The following is a 22,849-nucleotide window of genomic DNA, read 5'->3' on the forward strand; positions in this document are numbered from 1 at the left end:
CAGGAGAACCGGCAAAGGTGAAGCAAGACTCACTTGTAAACTATAACGTTAAGGCTGGCGTGCCGTATCCGCCGGGGGCGACTGTCACCGGCGACGGCTGCAATTTTGCTGTTGAATCGCCGGACGCCAGAGCTGTCGTGCTGTGCCTTTTCCAAAGTGATACAGAGGAACCGGTTGCAGAGATTGTGATGCCGGCCAAAACCGGTTCAGTCTGGCATTGTGAAGTAGAAGGTGCCGGCGAGAATCAGCATTATGCATACAGGGTGGAGCGTGGTGAAGAATCCCTTCACCATGTGCCGACAGACAAGCTGTTAATCGACCCTTATGCCCATAAACTCAGCCGGCCACTGCACTGGAATGCCAGACACTATGAACATGACTCACAGTTTATGGTGCCGAAATGTGTCGTGGTGCGTCATGATAAACATGACCGGCCGCCGAAGCCTGCCTTTCAGCCCCATCAGCGAATTATTTACGAAGCCCATGTGAAAGGGCTGACTATGCTGCACCCCGCTGTACCCGACGAGGATAAAGGTAAATATACAGGGGCGGCCCATCCGGATGTCATAAAACATCTGGTTGATCTCGGTGTGACCACTGTGCAATTTATGCCTTTGTCAGCGTTCATGCCGGAACCTTACATTACTGAAAAAGGCATGACCAACTACTGGGGTTACAATCCGGTAAACTACTTTGCACCTGAGCCCCGGTACGGAAAAGCGGATGCTGTCCGTGAACTGAAAGCCATGGTGGATGCCTATCACGGAGCCGGCCTGGAAGTCATCATTGATGTGGTTTACAACCATACCGCTGAGGGCGGAGATGGCGGACCGGTATTGTCTTTCAAAGGCTTCTTCCCCCACCAGGCCTATTTGTACGAACAGACCAAAACCGGTGAGATTGTTTACAGCAATCACTCAGGATGCGGAAATACAGTAAATACTGCCAGTCCGGTCATGACGACGATGATTATGGATGCCATGCGTTACTGGGTTGAGGTTATCGGTGTAGACGGATTCCGTTTCGATCTCGCCGTATGTCTTGGCAGAGATCCGCAACAGTTTTCGCCTCACTCCGGTTTGCTTAAATCAATTTCACAGGACCCGGTGTTGAAACAGGCTGTACTGGTGGCGGAACCCTGGGACATTGGCCCGGGCGGTTATCAGTTAGGCGCTTTTGCGTATCCGTGGCTGGAAGTGAACGACCGTTACCGTGACACCTTAAGAGCATTCTGGCGGGGTGATCACGCTATTACCGCGGAGTTTGCAACACGGCTGATGGGGTCACGGGATATTTTCCATAAGGGATTCCGGCCTGTTTATACATCGGTAAACAATGTGACCTACCATGACGGCTTTACCCTTCACGATTTGGTGAGCTACACCGAACGCCACAATGAGGCGAATGGTGAAAATAACCGCGACGGGCATGGTCACAATTTATCAGCCAATTATGGTGTGGAAGGACCCACTCAGGACGAGAAAATTCTCCAGCTTCGTGAGCGTCAGAAACGAAATATGTTTTTGTCGATGATGCTGTCACAGGGGATCCCTCATGTTCTGGGCGGTGATGAGCTGAGTAAAACCCAGAACGGAAACAACAACGCCTATTGTCAGGACAATGCCCTTAACTGGTATGACTGGGAGCTGAATAAACGGGAGTCTGATTTTCTGCATTTCTGTCAGCACGTGATTCAACTGCGTCGTAGCAGCGAGTTGCTGAGTCATTTACTGCTCGAAGACGATTTATTTCAGCTTGATACGAATGTAGCGGTGATCCGCTGGTATAAACCTGACGGACAGGATAAAGAATCAGAAGACTGGCAGTCACCGGACAGTCAGTCATTCGGCGTTGAAATCCGCGGTACAACCAAAGATGAAAACGACCCTGAACACTGGTTCCTGTGTTTTAATGCCAGCCTGCAGGACAAGCGTTTTAATCTGCCAGGGATCTCGCCTCAGTGTGCCTGGCAACTGATGGTCGATACCCGGTACGGTTCTTTACCGGAACAACCGGATATTTGTATTCAGAGAGTGTTTTTGCAGGCGGGCAGAAGCGTAGCCGTGTTTAAACAAAGCCAGATAGTGCCGTAAAGGGTTTACTGCTGCACGGCAAGTAAGCAATCAGTCATGATTTGAGCATAATTCGCAGAAAATCAGTCATAAGTTAGTGTTCGCACTATTATCGGGTGGTATGATCCGCAGCCATCTGTAACTTGAGGTGACACCCAATGCAAAAAGAAGATGGAAAGCACACTGAAACTAAGTGTGATATCGGTTTTATTGGTTTAGGCGTAATGGGCGCCAACCTGACGCTTAACCTGGTCGATCATGGTTATCGCGTAGCCTGTTTCGACCTTGATCAAACCAAAGTCGATGCAATTATTGCTAAAGATGCTGAAGAGCGTGGCGACGCGGCTGCCCGTGTAGAAGGCTGCAGCTCATACACCGAATTACTCAGCAAATTGAAGTCACCTCACATGGTTATTCTGTCGGTGCCTGCCGGCGAACCTGTAGACCATGTTTGTTCTCACCTGATTGACGCCGGCATCCAGGCGGATGACATTGTTGTGGATACCGGAAACAGCTTGTGGACGGATTCTGTCGAACGGGAAGAAAAGTACAAAAGTAAGTTTATCTTCTTCTCTACTGCGGTTTCCGGCGGTGAAGTGGGCGCACGTTTCGGCCCTTCTCTGATGCCTTCAGGCAACCCGTATGCGTGGACACGCCTTGAGCCGGTACTGAAAGCTATTGCAGCAAAAGTCGATGCTGAGACAGGTCTGCCGATTGAATCTTTCACCCCGGGTAAGCCGGTGCTGGAAGGGGAAGCCTGTGCCACGTACATTGGTCCTGTGGGTGCCGGTCACTACGTTAAAATGGTGCATAACGGTATTGAGTATGCCGACATGCAACTTATCTGCGAAACCTATCAGGTCATGCGTACCGCTTTACACATGTCTGCTGCTGAGATTGCAGAGGTTTTCCGTCGCTGGAATAAAGGCAAGCTGAACAGTTACCTGATGGAAATCAGTGCAGAAGTGCTGGAGCAGCTGGATCCTGAAACCGGTGTACCACTGGTAGATGTCATTCTTGATAAGGCTGGTCAGAAAGGCACGGGTCTCTGGACCGCCGTCAGCGCGCTGCAAGTGGGAAGTCCTGCCCAGACGATTACTTCTGCGGTATTTGCCCGCAGTCTGTCCAGCCTCAAAGACGAGCGTGTCGCAGCCAGCAAAGTTCTGCAGGGACCGGAAGTCAAAGTCCTTTCTGACGAAGAGAAGTTTGCGGCTATCGACAAGCTGGAATATGCGCTTTATTGCTCAAAGATTTGTGCATACGCGCAGGGTTTCCAGTTGATGGCTGTTGCTTCTAAAGAGCACGGTTGGGAACTGGACTTCGGTGGTATTGCGAAAATCTGGCGTGCCGGCTGTATTATCCGTGCGGTATTCCTGCAATCTATTTCCAAAGCCTACGAAAACAACGAAGATCTGGCGAACCTGCTGCTTGATCCTTTCTTTGCTGATCAAATCACCCAATATCAGTCTGACTGGCGGGAATCACTGGCACAGGCTGCTCTGGCAGGTATTCCCTGTCCGGCAATGATGTCAGCGTTAAGTTATTACGATTCTTACCGCACCGCAGTACTGCCGGCCAACCTGCTTCAGGGCCAGCGTGACTACTTTGGCGCACACACGTATCAGCGTGTAGATAAACCGTCGGGTAAGAAGTTTCACCTTGACTGGAGTGATCCGGCGCGTCCTCAGATTGCTATCAAAAAGTAATCGTGTAAACGAACACAGGAGCAAACATGGCTGTCGATAAAGACTGGAAAGCAACGCTGTCACCTGACGAATATCGTGTCACCCGTCAGGCTGGTACAGAGCGTCCTTACACGGGTGTATTACTGGACGAGAAGCGTCCGGGAACCTATATATGCAAGTGTTGTGGTGCGCCGCTTTTCAGTTCGGATGCTAAGTTTGATTCCGGTTGTGGCTGGCCTTCATTTGATCAGCAAACAGATGACGGTAATGTGTTGTACCGTGAAGACAATAGTCACGGCATGCGCAGAACGGAAATTATCTGTAAATCCTGTGACGCCCATCTGGGCCATGTTTTCCCTGACGGACCCACAGAGACCGGCCAGCGGTATTGTGTAAATTCGTTATCACTGAATTTGAAAACTGCTGAGGATGAAGTCGTCCGCGGCTGACATGTTCACTTCTGGTTAAAAAATAAACACCGCTTTGTTGTAAAGCGGTGTTTTTGTTTGTGACTTCGTCATAACGGGTGGAAATACTGAAATTTCCTGTGAAAGTGACTTACAGGATCCGTTGAAAAAAGCGACCCCGGTCAATGCTGAAGTCTGACGGTTACAGTTTGGTAAGCCCCAGCGCCTTTGCATCGAATTCACCGTCTTCCAGTGCGCCGGTTATTTCATCTGCTACGTTATTCATCAGTGACGCCGGTAACTGAAACTTTGTTGCCATTGCTTCCAGTTGATGCGTATTGATTGAGTCGGAGTAGTGACTGGCGACTTTTGACCAGATCCAGGCAAGTTTGTATTTCTTCTGTTCCATGCTGATGGTTGTCAGCGTATGAAATACTGAGACATCGACATTTTCATCATCTTTGTAGAGACTCAACGCACGGTACAGGGTGTCACGGGTGCGGTTCATGTCATCTTGCGCCTGTATTGACGCCAGGGCGATCAGTTGTTCCGGCGTGTTAAGGTGACCGGCACTGGCAGCAGACATAAACCGTTTCAATGCGTCTTCATCACCGGAACGGGACCAGTGATACCAGGCGAGAAGGGGCTCACTGCTATTGCGGGTTTTACGGTTGAGACGATCGAGTTCTTTGCGTGCTGTCAGCACACCTTTCATCCGGTCTGCTTCTTTGTCCCGGTATTTTTTGTGGGTCAGGCCGGAGGCGTTAACAATACAACGCTGGTAGTCTTCAAACATCAGCATCAGGCGATAAATGTCTTCACCTTCACCGTCGTCAGGGTGGCGGTAGCGTTGCTTGATAATTTCTGCTTTTTCCCCGCGGCACCATTCATCGCTGTTGAGATCGTTACACATTTGCGGATTATCCTGACAAATTGTGGCGACTTTAGGCGCAAACATATCACCGCAACCGGGCAATACCACTGTCCCAATCAGTAACGGCAGGCACTTCGCCAGTTGTGTTGGAAAATTACTAAAGGATCGGGGTGTTTGTAGCTTAAATGATGAAATACTGAAAATTTTCAACAGTTTGGTCTTCCTTGATGGTTTTCTTAGAATAAGTCCGTTCCACGCAGACAACGACTTTTACACCTTAGTGTACCCTACAATTATGAAGCTTTCTGCGTGGACTGTCCGGTTAATTTCAAATGGTTAAGGCAAAGGCATGAATCAACAGTTTGAACAGGAATTGCAAAGTAGCTGGCAGGAACGTCAGGAATACGCGGAAATGATGATGCCGCTCATCGGTAAGCTCTACAGAAATCATTCAGTAGAAGTGTCTGTGTATGGCCGTTCGTTACTGGGTGCCAGTGTCATCGATATCGTTAAAGCACACCGCAAAGTGCGTTTACATGAAGGCATTAAACTGCGTTTACGGGAGAGCTTTCCTGTACTTGAAGCGTTAACAGCAATGCCCCTCGCACCGGCACAAATTGATATTGGTAAACTGGCTTTTGATTTCCATTATGGCAGTGCCGTCGATCAAACCGATTTGAATACTTATTTGCAGGAAAAGCTGGCTGATGTAGCCGGTAAAGACGATGAGCAGACGCCTCAGGATGTGGTGCTTTACGGCTTTGGCCGTATCGGCCGCTTACTTGCCCGTCTGCTGATAGAAAGACAGGGCAAAGCGAACAAGTTGCGCTTGCGTGCAATTGTTGTGCGCGGCGGCAAAGACGGCGACCTGGAAAAGCGCGCAAGCTTACTTCGTCGTGATTCGGTACATGGTCCGTTCAATGGCAGTATCACAATTGATCACGAGCGCCAGGCCATTAAAGCTAATGGTTCTTTTATTCAAATCATCTATGCAAACAGCCCGGATGAAGTGGACTACACCAAATACGGTATCGATAATGCTATCGTCGTTGACAATACCGGCATGTGGCGCGACCGGGATGGTCTGGGTCTGCATCTTAAAGCCAAAGGTGCTGCGAAGGCATTACTGACTGCTCCGGGTAAAGGTGACATTAAAAACATCGTTCACGGCGTTAATCATGAAGACATTCTGGCAGAAGACACAATCCTGTCAGCCGCCAGTTGTACAACGAATGCAATCACGCCTGTGCTGAAAGCGCTGGATGAAGAGTATGGTATTGATTCCGGTCACGTGGAAACCGTACACAGTTTTACCAACGACCAGAACCTCATTGATAACTACCACAAAGCTGACCGTCGTGGCCGCAGTGCACCGCTTAATATGGTTATCACTGAAACCGGCGCAGCGAAAGCAGTAGCAAAAGCCTATCCTAAACTGGCCGGGAAGCTGACTGGTAACGCGATTCGTGTGCCTACACCAAACGTGTCTATGGCTATTCTGAACCTTAACCTGAAAACTTCCACCGATAAGCTGGCGGTGAATGAGTTCCTGCGGGATACGGCTCTGTTCTCATCGCTGCAGCATCAGATTGACTATACGGCCAGTAAAGAAATCGTTTCAACTGACCTGGTGGGTTCACGTGCTGCGAGTGTGGTGGATTCACAGGCAACAATCGTCGCTGATAACCGTCTGACGCTGTATGTGTGGTATGACAATGAATTCGGATACAGCTGCCAGGTGATGCGTGTAGTGCGCGACATGGCCGGGATCACTTTCCCAACGTTACCTGCATAATTGTTAGCGCAGGCGTTAATACCGGTATCGCTTCGGCGTTACCGGTTTTTTTTGTCTGCAGAAATGTAAACCTTCGTGCTGTTCATTTCCCGGGCATAACCACCGGACGGATGTGTTAAACATGGTATTTACATTCCCGACTATGCTAAATTAGCGGCAAAAATAGAAGGACACGACAGATCCATGCATATCTCAGCACAGTTTGACAGCGGAAATATCCGTGTCATCGAAGCCGCCTCTCCGCAAAAAATCGTTCTTGGCATCAACAAAGACAATCAGTCAGATTTTTATCAGTGGTTCCATTTCCGTTTATTCGGGGAAGTATTCGAAATCCATCACATCACGCTCACTGATTTGGCTAAATCTGCGTATCCCGATGGCTGGAAAGATTACAATGTACTGGCTTCTTATGACCGCCAGAACTGGTTTCGCGTAGACAGCGAATTTGACGGTGATAATCTTTCATTCAGCTTCACACCGGAACAGCCAGCCGTCTATTTTGCCTATTTCATCCCTTACAGCTATGAACGGCATCTGGATCTGGTTCACGATGCACAAATGTCTCTGCGCTGTGAACACCGTCTGTTAGGCGAAACGCTGGATGGTCGTGACATTAACCTGTTAGTTATCGGTGACGAAGAGCCGGCTAAAAAGAAAATCTGGATCACAGCCAGACAACATCCCGGCGAAACCATGGCCGAATGGTGTGCAGAAGGACTGCTTTACCGCCTGCTGGATGAACAGGACGGTCTGTCCAAACAATTACTGGACGATGCTGTTTTCTATATTGTGCCGAACATGAATCCGGATGGCGCTGCACGGGGCCATTTGCGTACGAACGCGGCGGGTACTAACCTGAACCGTGAGTGGGCAGAGCCCAGCGCAGAGAAAAGCCCGGAAGTCTTGCATGTGTTAAATGCCATGACAGACACCGGTGTAGACATGTATCTTGATATTCACGGTGACGAAGCATTACCGTACAATTTTGTCGCAGGCAGCGAGGGGATCCCTTGTTATTCTGCACGCCTGAAAGATCTGGAGGACACGTTTAAAGCAGCATTACTGTCTGCTACGCCGGAATTTCAGGACGAATATGGCTATCCAAAAGACAAGCCGGGTGAAGCAAACCTGACCGTGGCATCCAATGCTGTTGGTCAGAAATTTGATTGCCTTGCCTACACGCTGGAAATGCCGTTCAAAGATAATAATAATTTACCTGATCCTGTGTATGGATGGTCAGTGCAACGCTGCCGCCAGCTGGGAGAAGACCTTTTGATTGCCGTGCGTGCGGTAGTGTCAAAACTACGATAATAAAAACACGCAAAATAACAACAAAGTATTGAGGGGAACTCGTCTTGGAAGGCTTGTATAATTTTCTTGTGTCAATAGATGGCATGCTCGGGGGAGCACCTTGGTTCCCCTTCGTTCTGCTGGGTGTCGGTTTGTTCTTTACCGTGTACCTTAAATTTCCGCAAATCCGCTTCTTTAAGCATGCCTGGCTGGTCGTCACCGGCAAGTATGATAAAGAAGGCGAGGAAGGGGATACCACTCACTTCCGCGCGTTAACCACTGCACTTTCCGGCACAGTGGGTACAGGTAATATCAGTGGTGTTGCTTTCGCAATCTTTCTTGGCGGTCCTGCGGCGTTATTCTGGATGTGGGCAACAGCCTTTCTGGGTATGACCACTAAATTTGTAGAAGTGACACTTTCCCACAAGTACCGTGTGAAAACGGAAGACGGCACCATGGCCGGTGGTCCCATGTATTACATGGACCGTCGTTTGAACATGAAATGGTTAGCCGTAGCTTTTGCTATTGCGACGGTAATCAGTTCATTCGGTACCGGAAACCTGCCACAAAGTAATGGTATTGCACAGAGTATTGAAGCCACTTTTGGTATTGATCCGGTTATCGTCGGTAGCGTGCTGGGTATCCTGCTGGCACTGGTTATCTTAGGCGGTATTCAACGTATTGCAGCATTTACAGCCAGAATTGTTCCCATTATGGCGATGGTGTATCTGATTGGTGCGCTGGCGGTAATTTTTGCTAACCTGGAAAATATCGGGCCGTCATTCGCTGCTGTTATCGGAGATGCATTTACCGGTTCCGCTGCTGCAGGCGGATTCCTTGGTGCATCACTGGCTTATGCATTTAACCGTGGTGTAAACCGGGGACTGTTCTCTAACGAAGCTGGTCAGGGTTCAGCACCAATTGCTCACGCCGCTGCGAAAACCAGTGAACCGGCATCTGAGGGCATGGTATCTCTGCTTGAACCTTTCATCGACACCATTTTGATTTGTACAGTAACCGGTCTGGTTATCCTGTCTTCAGGTGTATGGAAAGAAAAGCATGAAAACGTGTTTGACCGCGCAGATATGTATTTCGTACAGGGCGTCTATTCTGATGAACAGCCGCAGGATCGTGAAGCACTTTACAAATACTTAAACGGTGTCGACGGCAGTGGCGTTGAGGCTTATACCGGCCCGGTTTCAGTGGTTAACGGTACGGCAGTCAGTGAGGGCTTCACCCTGATTAACTCCCGTTCTATTGCGGAAGACGTAACCTATTCACTGGGTGACGACGACGCTTACACCGGCACGCTGCAAATTAAGAATGGTAAACCGGTTAAAGACAACCTGGAAGTGCAGGGCAAGTCGCTGGTGCATTCTGCCGCACTGACTACCATTGCTTTCACCCGTGGGTATTTCGGTGACTTCGGGCAGTACATTGTATCTATTGGTCTGATGTTATTCGCTTTCTCCACCGCTATTGCCTGGTCGTATTACGGTGACAGGGCAATGACCTATTTGTTAGGTCCCCGTTCTGTTATGCCTTACCGGGTGATTTACGTGGCTGGTTTTATCTGGGCTTCGTTTTCAGATACCACGCTGGTGTGGGCTTTATCGGCGGTCGCAATAGTTGTTATGACACTGCCTAACCTGTTTGGTATTATGATGCTGAGCAAGGAAATGAAGCAGACGGTGAACGAGTACTGGGCCAAAGTCCGGGACGATAAGTAAACCGTCAGCGTATTCCGGCTGACACTTATGTCAGCCGTCGAATTGAAAAGGACACATTGGTGTCCTTTTTTGTATAAGCGGGCCACACGCAGGGTTCCGCAATGAAACTTATTTAAGTACCAGTCAAACAGTCCGGGAGCAATAATGGCATTAACAGATTGTCCGTCATGTAATAAAAAAATATCCGATAAGTCTGAAGAGTGCCCCCATTGCCAGTTCAGAGTGGGTGATGCTTCAGCTGAAGATGTGTTGAGAAAGCAGAGTTTGCAGCGCTACAAGAAAAAACAAAGTATACAAAATCAGTCACTGCTGGCAGTGCTGTTGTTTGTTGCCGGATTCGGCTTTATGTACTGGGGCGGCACAAAGCCCGGTGATATTCAGCATAACCTGGCGATTTTAGCCGCTGTGGCCGGCTTTATGTGGTATGTTGTGAACCGTGTCAGATTAGTCATTATTAAACGTTTTTCCTCATGAATATAGATGCATTACTTGCCGCTATGACGCCCGATGTGTACGCACGTCTGCGTCAGGCAGTTGAAACCGGCAAATGGCCTGATGGCACTGTACTGTCTGAAGAGCAGCGGGACAGTTGCATGCAGGCGGTATTGTTGTACCAGTCCAAAATCGAAAAATCCTCCGAGCACATGACAATAAATGCGCAGGGAGAGATCGTGCAAAAAAGTAAAAGAGAATTCCGTGATGCGTTGCAGGCGGAACAGGATGAAAACACCATAGCGCGGTTCAAACAGGATGATATTTAGTCGACTTTTTTCCCCGGCGCACACCAGTTCAGACCCGCAAAAACGACTTCAGGCCATTGCCGGATTATCGGTAAGTAAACCAGCAGAACGCTCGGCGTTGCATGAACTGGCTTTCAACGACAGCAACAGCGATGTGAGTCTGGCCGCACTGGAAAAACTGGATTCCTTTCCTCTGTGGATGAAAATGTCACAGACAGCCCGTGATGACAAAATCCGGCGCCGTGCGGTTGCACGGGTTGAATCCGCCATTATTGATGCTGACAGTGCTGATATTTCTACTGACGACCAGTATGAGTATGTGCTGAAGCAGGCCCCTGCTGAACTGGCACGCAAGTTAGTGGAATCTCCCCGCCGGGAAACCCTGACGGAGGCTCAGATTTTTGCGTTGCTGGAAAAAATCGGCCGCAGTGACTACACACGGGAATTCTTTGGAGCATTTGCATCTGTGTCGCTGCAAATGCGTATCGCAGAACAATGCGATGATGCAGTATTGCTGGGCCGTTTAATAAAAAAGGCGGACGATACGCAGGTACAAACGTTTATTCAGGATAAGCTGAGCGCCTTACAGGAAGCGGCAGAGAAGCCGGCCAGAACTGAGCAGGCTTATACGCTGGTGTTGTCAAAGCTGCAGGCAGTCACTGACCGTTTTGATTATGAAGATGTGGATGCACGTTTGCAGGCCTGTGCTGAAGAGTTAGATGCGCTGTCAGCGGATTTACCCGTTCTCGCTGAAAATGTTGTTGCAACGATCACTGAAAAGCAAACCCGTTTACTTGCACGCGCGCAGCAACACCGCGATCGTCTGAAGGTCGACTGGGATGCGCAACAAGCAGAAAGGGCATTGCAGCAGGAGTGGTTGTTATTCAAGGCTGCATTGTCTGCAGCGGAAGAAAAGGTTGCCTGGCTGTTTAATGAGCGTTTGTCAGAAGCAACACTCTCTGATGTCGAATCTGTCAATGATGCGGTAAGGGAACTGGAAGGCAAAGCTGACAGCTTCGCACAGTTAAAGCCTGCCGGGGAACGACAGGCACTGGCAGATACAATTAATGACCTTGCCGGTAAACTGGATGCATTCTCAGCACAACAGCAGATCGCCATACGGCTCAATGCGGTGCTCAGTGATGCTGAACGTGCCGCTGCTGATGCCGGTGGCGCAGAAAACATTGACGATGAAGTGTGGCGTGCGCTGGCAGGCCGCTGGGCAGAACACAAAGACTTATTGTTCCCTGTAGCGGATGCGTTAAAGCAACGCTGGAGTGTACTGTCGAAAGCGAAGAAGCGTGAACAGACTCAGCGTCGTGTGGCTCAGAACAATACGCTGAAGCAGGTCCGGAGATTATCATCTGTAGTCAGTAATCTTATTGAAACCGGACGTTTCAGAGCTGCCATGACGCGGTTCACTGAACTTCAGACTTTATATGATGCACTCGATGAGAGCAACCGGCTCTCCGTTGAGCGCAAATACGGGCAGCTCACTGAAGAGATAGCCCGTCTTGAGGGCTGGCAAACATATCTGGCTGCGCCGCGCAAACCGGCCATGCTGGAAGAAGCACGACAGCTCGCTGCAACAGCTCCTGCTGATATTGCTGCCAGAGCGGCAGCTATCAAACAACTGCGTAAACAATGGCAGTCACTGGCAACCTCTCAGGATAAGGATGAAGCAGATATCGCCTTTGACGAAGCGCTGGAACAGGCTTTTGCGCCATGTCGTGCCCATTATGCTGAACAGGAACAGCAGCGACTCGCTGCGCAGCAAAAACGGGAAGGGTTGATCAGTGAGTTATCATCACTCACACCGGCTTGTGATGACCCCGCGTCACTGGCTAAACAGCTGGATAAATTGCGTCAGCGCTGGCGCGATGCCGGTGCTGTAGATAAACCCGTGTATGAGGCGCTTAAGAAACGTTGGGATAGTGCGCTGGCGCCACTCAGTGACAGCGTCAATCAGTGGTTTAATGACAACCGCGTGCGCAAGCAGGCCATTATTGAACAAGCCCGATCTCTGGCGTCTCAGGAAGACAGTGCTTCTGTGTCTGAACAGGCTAAAGCACTTCAAGTGGAATGGAAAAATACCGGTCATGCCGGCAAGCGTCATGAAAGTCGTTTGTGGCAAACCTTTAAGAGCATCAATGATGAGCTGTTCGCCCGGGTGAAAGAGCTGCGGAATGCCGTTGCAGAGGAAGAAAATGCACAGCTGAATACGCTGCTTGAACAGGTTAAAGTAGTTGGCAAATCAGTGAAACAACATCCGGAAGAAATGGATGCGGCACTGGTACCTGTGGTCGAAGCGATGCAGACCCTTGACGCAAAGAAACAGGCGGTGGTGCAGCAGCGTATTGACCGGCTTCGCAAAAACGCGCAGCAGCAGGTTCAGGAGCAGGCGCTGGATGATCGTAAAACAGCCATGTTATCATTGCATGATGTGCTGAAAAGCTGGCTGGCGAATGATGCTTTACCGGTGGATAGTGATGCCTGGGCTTCACTACCGAAAGCATGGCGTAATGCACTGACAGGTCAGTCTGCTGCAGATAAATCCCGCGACTGGTACACCCATGTGCTTGAGCTTAAATTAAATATTGATGCAGCACCGTCTTTGCTGGCGGAGCGTCGTAGCGTGCAGCTTGCGCTGATGACAGCGAAGCTGGAAAAGGGCGATGATATCAGTTTCAGTGAGGCCCTTTGTGCATGGCTTGGTCACGGAAAACCCGGTGATGCTGAGTTCCGGCGGTTACTGAATGTCATCGGTCAGGTGCAGGAAAATGCCGTGTTACTGAAAGAGGTCGTGTAGTGCAGGTGCAACTGGAATTTGTGTTTGATACGGAACCGGACGCTTACCGTTTCTTAAATACAGCGAAGCATTTTGTTGCAAAAGATCTCATCGTTAAACGGGGCAGGACTTCACAGCATGTGTTGATCCGCTACCGTTATGCTGACGGAGAATTTGATGATACGGCAGCAAAGCTTGACGATCTGGCCCGTGAAATGGGTGGCGAAGAGTTTTCCGGCTGATAAAGCGACCGGATAAGACAGGGAGCCGGCTTTTCCGGCTCCCTTTTATCTTAATGCGTTTTCTTACCTGCCAGCTTGCCGGCAAGCATTAAAAAGATAATGTTGCCCGGTAACCCGCATATTTGCGGATGTTTATGACCCTGTCACCATCGAGCATAAGATACTGGCCCTTAATGCCATGCAACGTGCCCGTGAATGCAGGGGTTTTGTCCAGATTAATTGATTTGATTTTTACCGGATAGTTATCCACCGGATAGTGGATAGAGACCGCTTCTGCAGTGGTTTCGCTTACCGCATCAAGCCCGTGTTCACGGCGTATATCTTCCAGACCATCAGCGATTTTCTCCATCAGACTGGCTTTCAGAGCCGGTAAATCTGCCGCTTCCGCTTCGCCTTTCAGCATTGTCCGCCAGTTGGTTTTATCCCCGATGTGGGCTTTACATAAGGTTTCCACCAGACCACTGGTCAGGCGGTCTTTGACACGAAGAAAAACCATAGCCTGACTGGCGCCCTGGTCCATCCAGCGGCTGGACACCTGATCAGATACATGACGGGTAATGCCAACCTTCAGGTTGCCGGTATTCGCCAGATAAACAAAGTGGTCACTCAGACAATGGGTTTCTCCCCATTCCGGCTCCCTGCAGGTGCCTTCTTTGTAATGGCAAAGTTCCGGTTTGATAATACAACTGTCGCATTGAGCAAGGGTGATCAGGCAACGGTAGCAGTAACCCTGATTGAAACTTTTTTTGGTTTTCGCTTCACAATGAACACAGCGGATTTCACCTTCTGTGGTCAGCGTAATTTCTTTCCCGATGAGACTGTTCATATCTACCTTCTCATCACCCAGCGGTAATGTGTAGTGGACAAGATGACTGGTATTAACGGTTACCTTCATTTTGCCAAGTGCGCCTGTAAATGATTGCATGTTTACTCTTTTTTTATTCGCTTAGCTCACCACGTAAACTGGTCGTCAGCTTTGATTTAATCTCTTCATAATTTAATGACTGGCTGAGCAGATAGTGCAATTTGGCAAGGGCTGCTTCCGGCGTCATGTCACTGCCGGACAGTACGCCGGCTTCTTTTAAACTGTTACCCGTTGCATAGCCACCCATATTCACCCGGCCACGGAGACATTGTGTGCAGTTGAGTACAACGATTTCTCTGTCTGCCGCGTACTTGAGTTGTTGTAACAGAGCAGGCTGTTGTGGTGCGTTGCCTACACCGTAACTTAACAGAATGAGTGCATTAACCGGCTGCTGTAACGTGTTTTTAATTACCTCCGGTGAAATCCCGGGGTATAAGCTCACCAGACCGATGGGTTGTGATTTAACACGGCAGACTTTCAGTGGTGTTGCTGCCGGTTTGGCCAGTTCTCCGGCTTTGACACGGATATTAATACCGGCTTCCAGTAACGGCGGGAAGTTCGGTGAGTCAAACGCATTAAAACCGTCAGCATCGACTTTACGGCTCCGGTTTCCTCTCAGAAGGCGGTTGTTGAAGAACAGGCTGACTTCTGCAATGGGATAGTTCGCCGCGACGTAAAGGGCATTGAGCAGATTAACCTGACCGTCAGAGCGCAGTTCTGCCAGCGGAATTTGTGAGCCGGTAACGATAACAGGTTTACTCAGGTCCTCCAGCATAAAGCTGAGGGCAGATGCCGTGTAAGCCATGGTATCCGTACCGTGGAGAATAATGAATCCGTCATATTTATCATAATTATCTGCGATATCATCAGCGATACGCTGCCAGTCTGACGGGTTCATATCAGAAGAATCAATCAGGTTGTCATACTCATGCAGAGTATATAAAGGCATTTCAGGACGATGAAACTCAGGCATGTTGGCGAGGGTGTTGCCAAGGAATCCCGCTGCGGGCACATAGCCTTGTCTGGAGGGTTTCATCCCGATAGTACCGCCGGTATAGGCAATGTAAATATGTTTTCTCATAGGGACTCCTGTTTTTAGCGGCGTATTGTAGCAGGCTGGCAGGGCAAGTCATCATGTGCCGCTGCGAATAGAGGCGGGTAGGGTGATTGATTTGCCTCACATGTCTGATTAATAAAGGTAAGACGGACATAATTCATGCTTGCTCCGCAAAATTATCAGGGCATAATTAGAATAGATCGCTCAGACAATATACAGCCTTTAACAGGCTGGTCTGAAACCGTTTATAAAATCATAAAAAATACAGCAGTACGGTTATTACTATGCAAAGTAACACAGGAAGTTTGGTCTGCGTGGGGCCGGGAATGACCCTTGGTGCTCATATGCCGCTGCGCTGCCGCAGTCACATCGAAAACGCTGATGTGGTCTTTACCAATTGTCATCCTCTGATGGAGCAATGGGTAAGCACCATGAACAAAGATACCCGTTCTTTACAGCCACTTTATGCGGAAGGTAAAGATCGCCGTGATACTTATCGCGAAATGGTCGCAGCGATAATGGCGGAAGTGACATCGGGCAAACGGGTGTGCGGTGTATTCTACGGGCATCCGGGTGTATTTGCTCAGGTGCCTCACACGGCTATTGCTCAGGCAAAGCAGGCTGGCTTTCGTGCGCATATGGAGCCGGGCATTTCTGCTGAAGACTGCCTGTATGCTGATATGGGCATCGACCCCGGCGCCTATGGCAGTCAACATTTTGAAACCACACAATTCATGATGTTCTCACGTAATATCGATACTACCGCGTATCTCTTCCTCTGGCAGGTCGGTCTGGCAGGGGACTTATCCATAACAAAAAAATCAACGTCGGTGGCTCAGCGTAAAGTACTTACTGATCTGTTAATTGATGATTATGGCTATCCGCCGGAGCACCGTGTTGCGTTGTATGAATGCCCCGTGGTGATAACGGATAAAACCAGAATTGAATGGCTGCCTTTGAATACGTTACACGAAGCAGCGTTATCCTTGATCACCACCCTGGTGATACCACCATGCAAGCGATTAATTAAAAACGAAAAAATACTAAATAAACTCAACTCACTCTCATCTGACAAGGAAGCAACATCATGAATAAGACTATTGAAATACTCGCTGCACTGGCAGAGGATGTCACCCGTTCGGTCGATCAGTTATCACCGCAAGAAATGGCAGATATCGCACGTTTGAAAGCAGAAACTGTTAGAATGAACCCGCTGATGGCTATCGTGGAGCCTAATGATCCCGACGAGCCTTCACGGGAACCGGAGCGTGAGCCCGACAGAAACCCGATTGTGGCGTAACTGCTGCAACGGATAGTTGTTTAATACTGAGATTGCTGAATGCGCTGTTTTCTTTTCATTTTGGTGTTTATTCCTTTCGTCTGCACGGCAGCGGATGATCATGAAAGACTGCAGCGCATTGAATCCCTCGCTTTGTCTGACTGGGACACGGCAAAAATCCTCCTGAAAGAAGTTAACCCGGAGGTGCTTGCACCGGCAGATAAACATTTTTACCGCTATTTATCCATTTACCTTTCTACGAAAGATACGCCTCTTGAAACTCTTGTCGGTCAGTATAAAGGGCTTTACCGCACGCTGCCGGATGAGGCGGTGAAAGTTAAAGTTGCTAAATCTCTGCTGGCACTGGAAGCTTATCTGAACGAATGGGACCATGCGTTCGGCCTGGCAAAAGAACTTGAAGCGCAAATCGCCCGGCTGAATGACGTACAGAGTAATTTATCCGCCTGGAAAGGCATGGTGGTATTTTACAGCCAGGCCGGTTTGTATGACATGGCGTCTGATATGGTGGGAAAAATCCTTGCAACAAAAGAGGCAGGGGATGATTTGCGCTGTTTCGCACTCTCTCTGGGTGAAGAAATAAACCTCCATAACAACACGGCGTCTGAAAAAGGCTTTAATCATGCGATTGATGTCTGCAGACGGGCAGGGCAAAACTACTACATCGCTTTCAATTACGTCCATCTGCTTGATTTATATGTAAATGAAGAGGCTTTCAACAAAGCACGCATTATCGAGAAGGAGGCTACCTGGCGGGTAAACGAGAGTCAGTTTCATCATTTGATGGCCGGATTCAGTTTATCGCTGGCTGAGATGCGCCTCAGCGAAGGAAAAGTAGAAGATGCTGAAGCACTGGCACTGGGTGTGATTCAAAAGGATATCCGTGAGGAATTTAAAGAGGCCCTGCGCGATGCATACCGTATCCTGGTCGGGATAGCCGTTGAAAAGCAGCAATATCATAAGGCGTTTGATTACATCAGCAATAAACAACGCATGGAAGATGCGCTGCATTCAGAACAAAGCATAAAAGAACTCGCATTTCAGAAAGCCATGTTTGATGTATCCAGTAAAGAAAATGAAATTCTCCTGCTGGACAAACAAAACAAGTTACTTCAGGCAGAAGCAAAATACAGCAGCCAGAAAATGAAGACCACGGTGCTGGCCCTCTCGCTGGTGTCAGTAATGGGTGTTGCTTTGCTATTGTGGAGCTACCGCAGCCGCACGCTTGCCAGACGCCTGCGCTACCTGGCAACCCGCGACAGTCTGACAGGTGTTTATAACCGGGGTTACTTTACCGACCTTGCCGCAGAAATACTTAAACGCTGCCAGAAAAATGAAACGTCTGTGGTGATGTTACTGCTGGATCTGGATTTATTTAAAGGTCTTAACGACACCTATGGTCATCAGGTGGGAGACTGGGTTTTGCGGGAAGTGGCCCGTGTTCTTAAAAATTGCTGTCCGGAGAAAGGTCTGGTCACCCGCATGGGCGGAGAAGAATTTGGAATTCTGGCCGAAGGAATGACAACAGAGCAGGGATTCGAACTGGCGGAACGCTGCAGGCAGGCCATTGAAGAAATTGATTCCGGGATATCCGGTCATAAGTTTACTGTATCAGCCAGTTTCGGAGTCAGCAGTTCATCGCAGGTAGGATATGGTCTGGATAACCTGTTTTCGGCTTCGGATCTTGCGCTTTATCAGTCTAAACGCTTCGGCCGCAATCAGGTTTATGAGTACAGTCATTCAATGAATTAAAAAACCCGGCATTTGCCGGGTTTTTTATAATACTTAGCTGAGAGTTACTTCACTTCTTTACCGGCTGCCTGCTGGTCTGCATGATAGCTTGAGCGAACCATTGGACCGCATGCCGCGTGCACGAAGCCGATATCTTTCGCGTAATCGCCAAGCGCATCAAATTCGTTCGGGTGCACATAACGTTTCACCGGGTAATGGTGACGGGACGGTTGCAGGTATTGACCCAGAGTCAGCATGTCGACATCGTGAGCACGTAAATCACGCAGTACACCTTCAATCTCTTCGTTCTCTTCACCCATGCCCATCATCAGGCCGGACTTGGTTTTCACGTCAGGGTGCTGAGCTTTAAACTTCTTCAGCAGATCCAGAGACCACTGATAGTTCGCGCCCGGGCGGCATTCCCGGTAAAGGCGAGGAATGGTTTCAAGGTTATGGTTGAATACATCCGGTACACCGCTTTTGAAAATCTCCAGTGCACGATCCATACGGCCACGGAAATCCGGTACCAGTACTTCAATGGTGGTTGACGGACTGTGTTCACGTATTGCATTAATACAATCAACAAAGTGCTGAGCACCACCGTCTCTGAGATCATCACGGTCTACTGAAGTAATCACCACGTATTTCAACTTCATTTCCGCAATGGTCTTAGCCAGTTTTTCCGGTTCTTCGGCACTGGGCGGTAATGGTTTTCCGTGAGCGACATCGCAGAAAGGACAACGACGGGTACAAATATCACCTAAAATCATGAAGGTGGCAGTTCCGTGGTTAAAACACTCAGCCAGGTTAGGGCAGGAGGCTTCTTCACATACGGAATGCAGTTTGTTTTTACGCAGCGTCTGTTTGATTTCGTCAATACGATCAGTTGTACGTGGAAGCTTAATCTTGATCCATGACGGTTTACGAAGCATCTCCTCTTTTTCGGTAGGGACGATCGTAATCGGAATATGTTTTACTTTCTCATCATCGCGGAGTTTTACCCCGGCTTTAGGACGTGCGTTACTCATCAAAACCTTCTTTGTTTATGACTTCCTGAATATTTAGAATATTCAGAAGGTGTTGCGTGAGAGCCGGGCCTGCAATTTCCAGCGAATCAGGCCCTGCTAACCGCGCAGTATCAATCATTTCCATGCCGGCATAGCCGCAGGGATTAATCCGGTTGAACGGAGCTAAGTCCATATTAACATTGAGTGCGAGTCCATGGAATGAACAACCTTTACGGATCCGTAATCCTAAGGAACACACTTTCCGTTCATCAACGTACACACCGGGAGCATCTTTCTTAGCGCGGGCTTCTACACCGTAGTCTGCCAGTAATGCAACCACTGCATCTTCCATCGCCGTCACCAGCTCCCGCACACCCAGTTTTCGACGCTTAATATTCAGCATCAGGTAAATAACCTGCTGGCCGGGACCATGGTAGGTAACCTGACCGCCACGGTCTACGTTGACTACAGGAATATCTCCCGGCATCAATATGTGTTCGGCTTTACCCGCCTGACCCTGGGTAAACACAGCGTCATGCTCTACCAGCCAGATTTCATCGGTTGTGTCTGCGTAACGCTCATCTGTGAACGACTGCATTTTTTGCCACACCGGCAAATAAGACTGACGGGCTAACTGACGGACAATTACAGGATGATGTGTTGCGGTCACTTACAATACAACCCTGACGAGTTCAATTTTAGCCAGCTCGGTATAAATGGTTTCCATGTGCTCTTTACTGGTCACACGGACACTCACCGACACAGAATGGTAGTTACCTTTAGCACTGGGCTTAACGGTAGGAGAGTAATCTCCCGGCGAATGCTTCTGCAGACAGGTAATCACCTGCTGCGGTAATTCTTCATGGGCTACACCCATTACTTTAAACGTCTGGAAACAGGGAAAATCCAGCAACTCATCGAAACGGGTATCCATTACGATATCCTTACTTCTTTATATAAACAAAACGGCCAGATTATAACAATCTGGCCGCTGATCAACTAGCACTACTGACCGGTTATTCGTCCCAGCCAAGCTGCAGCATGACATAATCAACCATACGATCGAAGAAACCACCTTCATTCACTTCCTGCAAAGCAACAAGGGGATAGTTGGCAACGTCTTCGCCGTCCAGTTGCAGGTAAAGTGTGCCAACCACCTGGCCTTTTGCCAGCGGCGCTTCCAGTTTCTTATCTAACTCAAAACTGGCTTCAAGGTTACCTGCCTGGCCACGGGGAATGGTAATGGGGGTAGATTGATTAATTCCAAGGTCTACAGTTTCGCGGTCACCCATATAAATGCGGTGAGCAACGAAGCTTTCACCGGCTTTATAAGGGGTTACAGTTTCATAGAAACGGAAACCGTAACGCAATAATTTTTTGTTTTCTTCTTTTCGGGCGCGTTCACTGTCTGTGCCCATCACAACAGAAATTAAACGCATATCACCTTGTTTGGCCGAGGTGATGAGGCTGTAGCCTGCATCAGAAGTGTGACCGGTTTTAATGCCATCCACATTCAGGCTCTGATCCCACAGCAAGCTGTTACGGTTGTACTGTTTGATACCGTTGTAGGTGTACTCTTTTTCGCTGTAAATCGCGTAGATTTCCGGCGTCTCAGCGACCAGCGCCTGAGACAACAGCGCCATATCCCGCGGCGTTACGTAGTGATCGGGGTCGTGCAGGCCGTGGCTGTTCACAAAATGTGAAGAAGACATACCCAGCGCCTGCGCGTGGGCATTCATCATGCTGGCAAAGGCACTTTCAGAACCGGCGATATGTTCAGCCATAGCAACACAGGCATCGTTACCGGACTGAATAATAATACCGCGAACCAGGTCGGCCACTTTTACCTGTGTACCCACCTCAATGAACATTTTTGATGATTCCGGAAAATTCTTCGCCCATGCATTTTCAGAAATGGTTACTTCATCGTCCATGCTGATATTGCCGGCTTCCAACTCTTTGCCGATGACATACGTCGTCATCATTTTAGTCAGACTTGCAGGCGGCAACTGCATGTCTGCATTTTTCTCTGCGATAACCTGGCCCGTTTCGTTATCCATCAGCACGAAGCCTTCAGCGGCAACACTTGGCGGCGGCGGGATCACGACGTTGGCGTGGACTTTGGCAACATAAGACATGCACATCATGATAAACATGGTGAGCATGAAAGACGGTTTAGCGCGATTTATAATTTTATGCATGGGAATATCAATTACCGTTTTTTATTTAAGACAAACTGTTTTGAATTTTAACGTAAGCAACAAGCCTGGACCAGAGTCAGTGCAGCTTTGTTCCTTATATAAAGAGCAAAGTGATTCAGATGCTGATTTGTACCTTAAAAGTCTACCGGATTACAGTGTTGCTGACCGATTTACCCGGCAAATCCACAAGTTCGGCAGATGAATGCCATATTTACAGGTTGCCGCCCACGGTATAAGCACCGGGATAGCCATTTTTCTGCAAATCATCTAACAGCATTTTTGCCTGAAAGCGGTCAGCCAGCGGGCCCAGCCGTAATTTGTAGATATTATTAATTAGCGGTATTTCAGCAGGCACCTGATAAAGTTGGGACAGGACGGTAGATACTGATTTGGCACGTTCAGGATCACTCACTGCGGCGACCTGAATGTAAAGCCCGTCGTCAGCAGCAGAAAACGGCTCAGCTTCCGGCTCTTCAGGCAGAGGAACAATGCCGGCATATTGTTCATAGCTGACAGTAGGCTGATTGCCCACAGTCACCTGATTGTTCTCATCAAAATGAATCACTTCCAGCTTCACCTTTGCCGTGCCGTGCTGCTGGTAATCCAGTTTTTTCGCTGCGGCATAAGACAAGTCGATAATCCGGCTGGAATGAAAGGGGCCACGATCATTTACCCGCACAATGGCTGTCTTGCCATTACTCAGGTTAGTCACTTTAACAAATGAGGGCAGCGGCAAGGTTTTATGTGCCGCTGTCATTGCAAACATATTGTAGGTTTCACCGTTAGAAGTGAGGTGCCCGTGAAATTTCTGGCCGTACCAGGAAGCCAGCCCGGTTTCCACAAAACCTTTACCGGATTGCAACGGATAATATCGTTTACCCAACACTTCGTAGGGGCGGCTGTTCCATTCACGGTAAGGTTCGTATTGCGGGTCTGCGTCAGTGTAATCCGGTTCGTCATACACAAACGTGGGGGCTGAATCGCTGTGCTGGGCATAGCGACCTGAAGACTGGCAGCCGCATAACACGACTGCACATAAAAGTAAGATACAGTATTTAGCGCACATAA

21 protein-coding genes are annotated in these 22,849 nt (G+C 48.9%); 13 read left to right on the top strand and 8 right to left on the bottom strand.

Annotated features, from left to right (window positions below; translation table 11 throughout):
- The first annotated feature begins 17 nt into the window (after nt 1-17).
- The 3 genes from glgX to msrB all read left to right on the top strand — a co-directional run bounded on the left by glgX (nt 18) and on the right by msrB (nt 4,206).
- Nucleotides 18-2,093 carry a glycogen debranching protein GlgX gene (gene glgX, locus ACXAGR_RS19170; protein ID WP_474851981.1) on the top strand — a complete coding sequence of 692 codons (2,076 nt, stop codon included), beginning with the start codon at nt 18-20 and terminating at the stop codon, nt 2,091-2,093.
- A 137-nt stretch (nt 2,094-2,230) separates the two neighbouring features.
- The gene (gndA, locus tag ACXAGR_RS19175; protein ID WP_474845750.1) at nt 2,231-3,778 is read left to right on the top strand and encodes an NADP-dependent phosphogluconate dehydrogenase; all 1,548 of its coding nucleotides are present in this window, start codon (nt 2,231-2,233) and stop codon (nt 3,776-3,778) included.
- 26 nt (nt 3,779-3,804) lie between these two features.
- A complete protein-coding gene (msrB, locus tag ACXAGR_RS19180; RefSeq protein WP_474851983.1) occupies nt 3,805-4,206 on the top strand; it encodes a peptide-methionine (R)-S-oxide reductase MsrB in 402 nt (133 codons plus the stop codon).
- A 160-nt stretch (nt 4,207-4,366) separates the two neighbouring features.
- Here the strand turns inward: msrB and ACXAGR_RS19185 are convergent, their stop codons facing one another.
- Entirely contained in the window at nt 4,367-5,146 is a 780-nt protein-coding gene (locus ACXAGR_RS19185) for a DUF2989 domain-containing protein (protein ID WP_474845971.1), read from the bottom strand.
- A 241-nt stretch (nt 5,147-5,387) separates the two neighbouring features.
- Here ACXAGR_RS19185 and ACXAGR_RS19190 point away from each other — a divergent pair, with 241 nt between their 5' ends.
- The 7 genes from ACXAGR_RS19190 (at nt 5,388) to ACXAGR_RS19220 (ending at nt 13,623) form a co-directional block, all read left to right on the top strand.
- Nucleotides 5,388-6,833, top strand: coding sequence for a glyceraldehyde-3-phosphate dehydrogenase (locus ACXAGR_RS19190; protein ID WP_474851985.1), 1,446 nt, complete (start codon nt 5,388-5,390; stop codon nt 6,831-6,833).
- A 183-nt stretch (nt 6,834-7,016) separates the two neighbouring features.
- Entirely contained in the window at nt 7,017-8,144 is a 1,128-nt protein-coding gene (locus ACXAGR_RS19195) for a M14 family metallopeptidase (protein ID WP_474851987.1), read from the top strand.
- A 44-nt stretch (nt 8,145-8,188) separates the two neighbouring features.
- Nucleotides 8,189-9,853: an alanine/glycine:cation symporter family protein gene (locus ACXAGR_RS19200; protein WP_474851988.1), complete on the top strand. Its 1,665-nt coding sequence runs from the start codon at nt 8,189-8,191 to the stop codon at nt 9,851-9,853.
- 144 nt (nt 9,854-9,997) lie between these two features.
- Nucleotides 9,998-10,327: a hypothetical protein gene (locus ACXAGR_RS19205; protein ID WP_119501104.1), complete on the top strand. Its 330-nt coding sequence runs from the start codon at nt 9,998-10,000 to the stop codon at nt 10,325-10,327.
- Entirely contained in the window at nt 10,324-10,614 is a 291-nt protein-coding gene (locus ACXAGR_RS19210) for a YeaC family protein (protein WP_119501105.1), read from the top strand. Before ACXAGR_RS19205 ends, ACXAGR_RS19210 begins: the two co-directional genes overlap by 4 nt.
- Nucleotides 10,604-13,402: a DUF349 domain-containing protein gene (locus ACXAGR_RS19215; RefSeq protein ID WP_474851990.1), complete on the top strand. Its 2,799-nt coding sequence runs from the start codon at nt 10,604-10,606 to the stop codon at nt 13,400-13,402. The genes ACXAGR_RS19210 and ACXAGR_RS19215 overlap by 11 nt, the downstream gene beginning before the upstream one ends.
- Entirely contained in the window at nt 13,402-13,623 is a 222-nt protein-coding gene (locus ACXAGR_RS19220) for a hypothetical protein (protein ID WP_474851992.1), read from the top strand. Before ACXAGR_RS19215 ends, ACXAGR_RS19220 begins: the two co-directional genes overlap by 1 nt.
- 88 nt (nt 13,624-13,711) lie before the next feature.
- On the opposite strand, the gene ACXAGR_RS19225 is transcribed toward ACXAGR_RS19220, so the two are convergent.
- On the bottom strand, nt 13,712-14,548 hold the full coding sequence (locus tag ACXAGR_RS19225; RefSeq protein WP_474851994.1) for a DUF2797 domain-containing protein: 837 nt from the start codon (nt 14,546-14,548) through the stop codon (nt 13,712-13,714).
- Between the two features lie 13 nt (nt 14,549-14,561).
- The gene (ansA, locus tag ACXAGR_RS19230) at nt 14,562-15,569 is read right to left on the bottom strand and encodes an asparaginase (RefSeq protein WP_474851996.1); all 1,008 of its coding nucleotides are present in this window, start codon (nt 15,567-15,569) and stop codon (nt 14,562-14,564) included.
- Nucleotides 15,570-15,829: 260 nt separating this feature from the next.
- Between ansA and ACXAGR_RS19235 the strand changes: the two genes are divergently transcribed.
- Genes ACXAGR_RS19235 through ACXAGR_RS19245 form a run of 3 tightly spaced genes read left to right on the top strand, consistent with a single transcriptional unit; the run spans nt 15,830 to nt 18,594 of the window.
- Nucleotides 15,830-16,636: an SAM-dependent methyltransferase gene (locus ACXAGR_RS19235; RefSeq protein ID WP_119501110.1), complete on the top strand. Its 807-nt coding sequence runs from the start codon at nt 15,830-15,832 to the stop codon at nt 16,634-16,636.
- The gene (locus ACXAGR_RS19240; RefSeq protein WP_474845765.1) at nt 16,633-16,845 is read left to right on the top strand and encodes a hypothetical protein; all 213 of its coding nucleotides are present in this window, start codon (nt 16,633-16,635) and stop codon (nt 16,843-16,845) included. Before ACXAGR_RS19235 ends, ACXAGR_RS19240 begins: the two co-directional genes overlap by 4 nt.
- Nucleotides 16,846-16,884: 39 nt before the next feature.
- A complete protein-coding gene (locus ACXAGR_RS19245; RefSeq protein ID WP_474851998.1) occupies nt 16,885-18,594 on the top strand; it encodes a GGDEF domain-containing protein in 1,710 nt (569 codons plus the stop codon).
- Between the two features lie 44 nt (nt 18,595-18,638).
- Here the strand turns inward: ACXAGR_RS19245 and lipA are convergent, their stop codons facing one another.
- The 5 genes from lipA to ACXAGR_RS19270 all read right to left on the bottom strand — a co-directional run bounded on the left by lipA (nt 18,639) and on the right by ACXAGR_RS19270 (nt 22,847).
- Nucleotides 18,639-19,601, bottom strand: coding sequence for a lipoyl synthase (lipA, locus tag ACXAGR_RS19250; protein WP_119501113.1), 963 nt, complete (start codon nt 19,599-19,601; stop codon nt 18,639-18,641).
- Nucleotides 19,594-20,178, bottom strand: coding sequence for a lipoyl(octanoyl) transferase LipB (gene lipB / locus ACXAGR_RS19255; RefSeq protein ID WP_474852152.1), 585 nt, complete (start codon nt 20,176-20,178; stop codon nt 19,594-19,596). Before lipB ends, lipA begins: the two co-directional genes overlap by 8 nt.
- Nucleotides 20,179-20,250: 72 nt before the next feature.
- Nucleotides 20,251-20,514, bottom strand: coding sequence for a DUF493 family protein YbeD (ybeD, locus tag ACXAGR_RS19260; RefSeq protein WP_474845770.1), 264 nt, complete (start codon nt 20,512-20,514; stop codon nt 20,251-20,253).
- A gap of 82 nt (nt 20,515-20,596) precedes the next feature.
- On the bottom strand, nt 20,597-21,745 hold the full coding sequence (locus tag ACXAGR_RS19265; protein ID WP_232373553.1) for a D-alanyl-D-alanine carboxypeptidase family protein: 1,149 nt from the start codon (nt 21,743-21,745) through the stop codon (nt 20,597-20,599).
- A gap of 247 nt (nt 21,746-21,992) precedes the next feature.
- Nucleotides 21,993-22,847 (bottom strand): septal ring lytic transglycosylase RlpA family protein, encoded by an 855-nt coding sequence (locus ACXAGR_RS19270; protein ID WP_474852000.1) that lies wholly within the window; start codon nt 22,845-22,847, stop codon nt 21,993-21,995.
- Between the last annotated feature and the right edge of the window lie 2 nt (nt 22,848-22,849).

The organism is Alteromonas sp. ABH4_457 (genome assembly GCF_056160625.1).

Coding starts and splice junctions, on each gene's coding strand:
- ansA (WP_474851996.1), bottom strand. CDS start 15,569: ATGAGAAAACATATTTACATTGCCTATACCGGCGGTACTATCGGGATG.
- ACXAGR_RS19195 (WP_474851987.1), top strand. CDS start 7,017: ATGCATATCTCAGCACAGTTTGACAGCGGAAATATCCGTGTCATCGAA.
- ACXAGR_RS19225 (WP_474851994.1), bottom strand. CDS start 14,548: ATGCAATCATTTACAGGCGCACTTGGCAAAATGAAGGTAACCGTTAAT.
- ACXAGR_RS19235 (WP_119501110.1), top strand. CDS start 15,830: ATGCAAAGTAACACAGGAAGTTTGGTCTGCGTGGGGCCGGGAATGACC.
- msrB (WP_474851983.1), top strand. CDS start 3,805: ATGGCTGTCGATAAAGACTGGAAAGCAACGCTGTCACCTGACGAATAT.
- ybeD (WP_474845770.1), bottom strand. CDS start 20,514: ATGGATACCCGTTTCGATGAGTTGCTGGATTTTCCCTGTTTCCAGACG.
- ACXAGR_RS19270 (WP_474852000.1), bottom strand. CDS start 22,847: ATGTGCGCTAAATACTGTATCTTACTTTTATGTGCAGTCGTGTTATGC.
- gndA (WP_474845750.1), top strand. CDS start 2,231: ATGCAAAAAGAAGATGGAAAGCACACTGAAACTAAGTGTGATATCGGT.
- lipB (WP_474852152.1), bottom strand. CDS start 20,178: ATGCAGTCGTTCACAGATGAGCGTTACGCAGACACAACCGATGAAATC.
- ACXAGR_RS19240 (WP_474845765.1), top strand. CDS start 16,633: ATGAATAAGACTATTGAAATACTCGCTGCACTGGCAGAGGATGTCACC.
- ACXAGR_RS19215 (WP_474851990.1), top strand. CDS start 10,604: ATGATATTTAGTCGACTTTTTTCCCCGGCGCACACCAGTTCAGACCCG.
- ACXAGR_RS19210 (WP_119501105.1), top strand. CDS start 10,324: ATGAATATAGATGCATTACTTGCCGCTATGACGCCCGATGTGTACGCA.
- lipA (WP_119501113.1), bottom strand. CDS start 19,601: ATGAGTAACGCACGTCCTAAAGCCGGGGTAAAACTCCGCGATGATGAG.
- ACXAGR_RS19245 (WP_474851998.1), top strand. CDS start 16,885: ATGCGCTGTTTTCTTTTCATTTTGGTGTTTATTCCTTTCGTCTGCACG.
- ACXAGR_RS19190 (WP_474851985.1), top strand. CDS start 5,388: ATGAATCAACAGTTTGAACAGGAATTGCAAAGTAGCTGGCAGGAACGT.
- ACXAGR_RS19265 (WP_232373553.1), bottom strand. CDS start 21,745: ATGCTCACCATGTTTATCATGATGTGCATGTCTTATGTTGCCAAAGTC.
- ACXAGR_RS19205 (WP_119501104.1), top strand. CDS start 9,998: ATGGCATTAACAGATTGTCCGTCATGTAATAAAAAAATATCCGATAAG.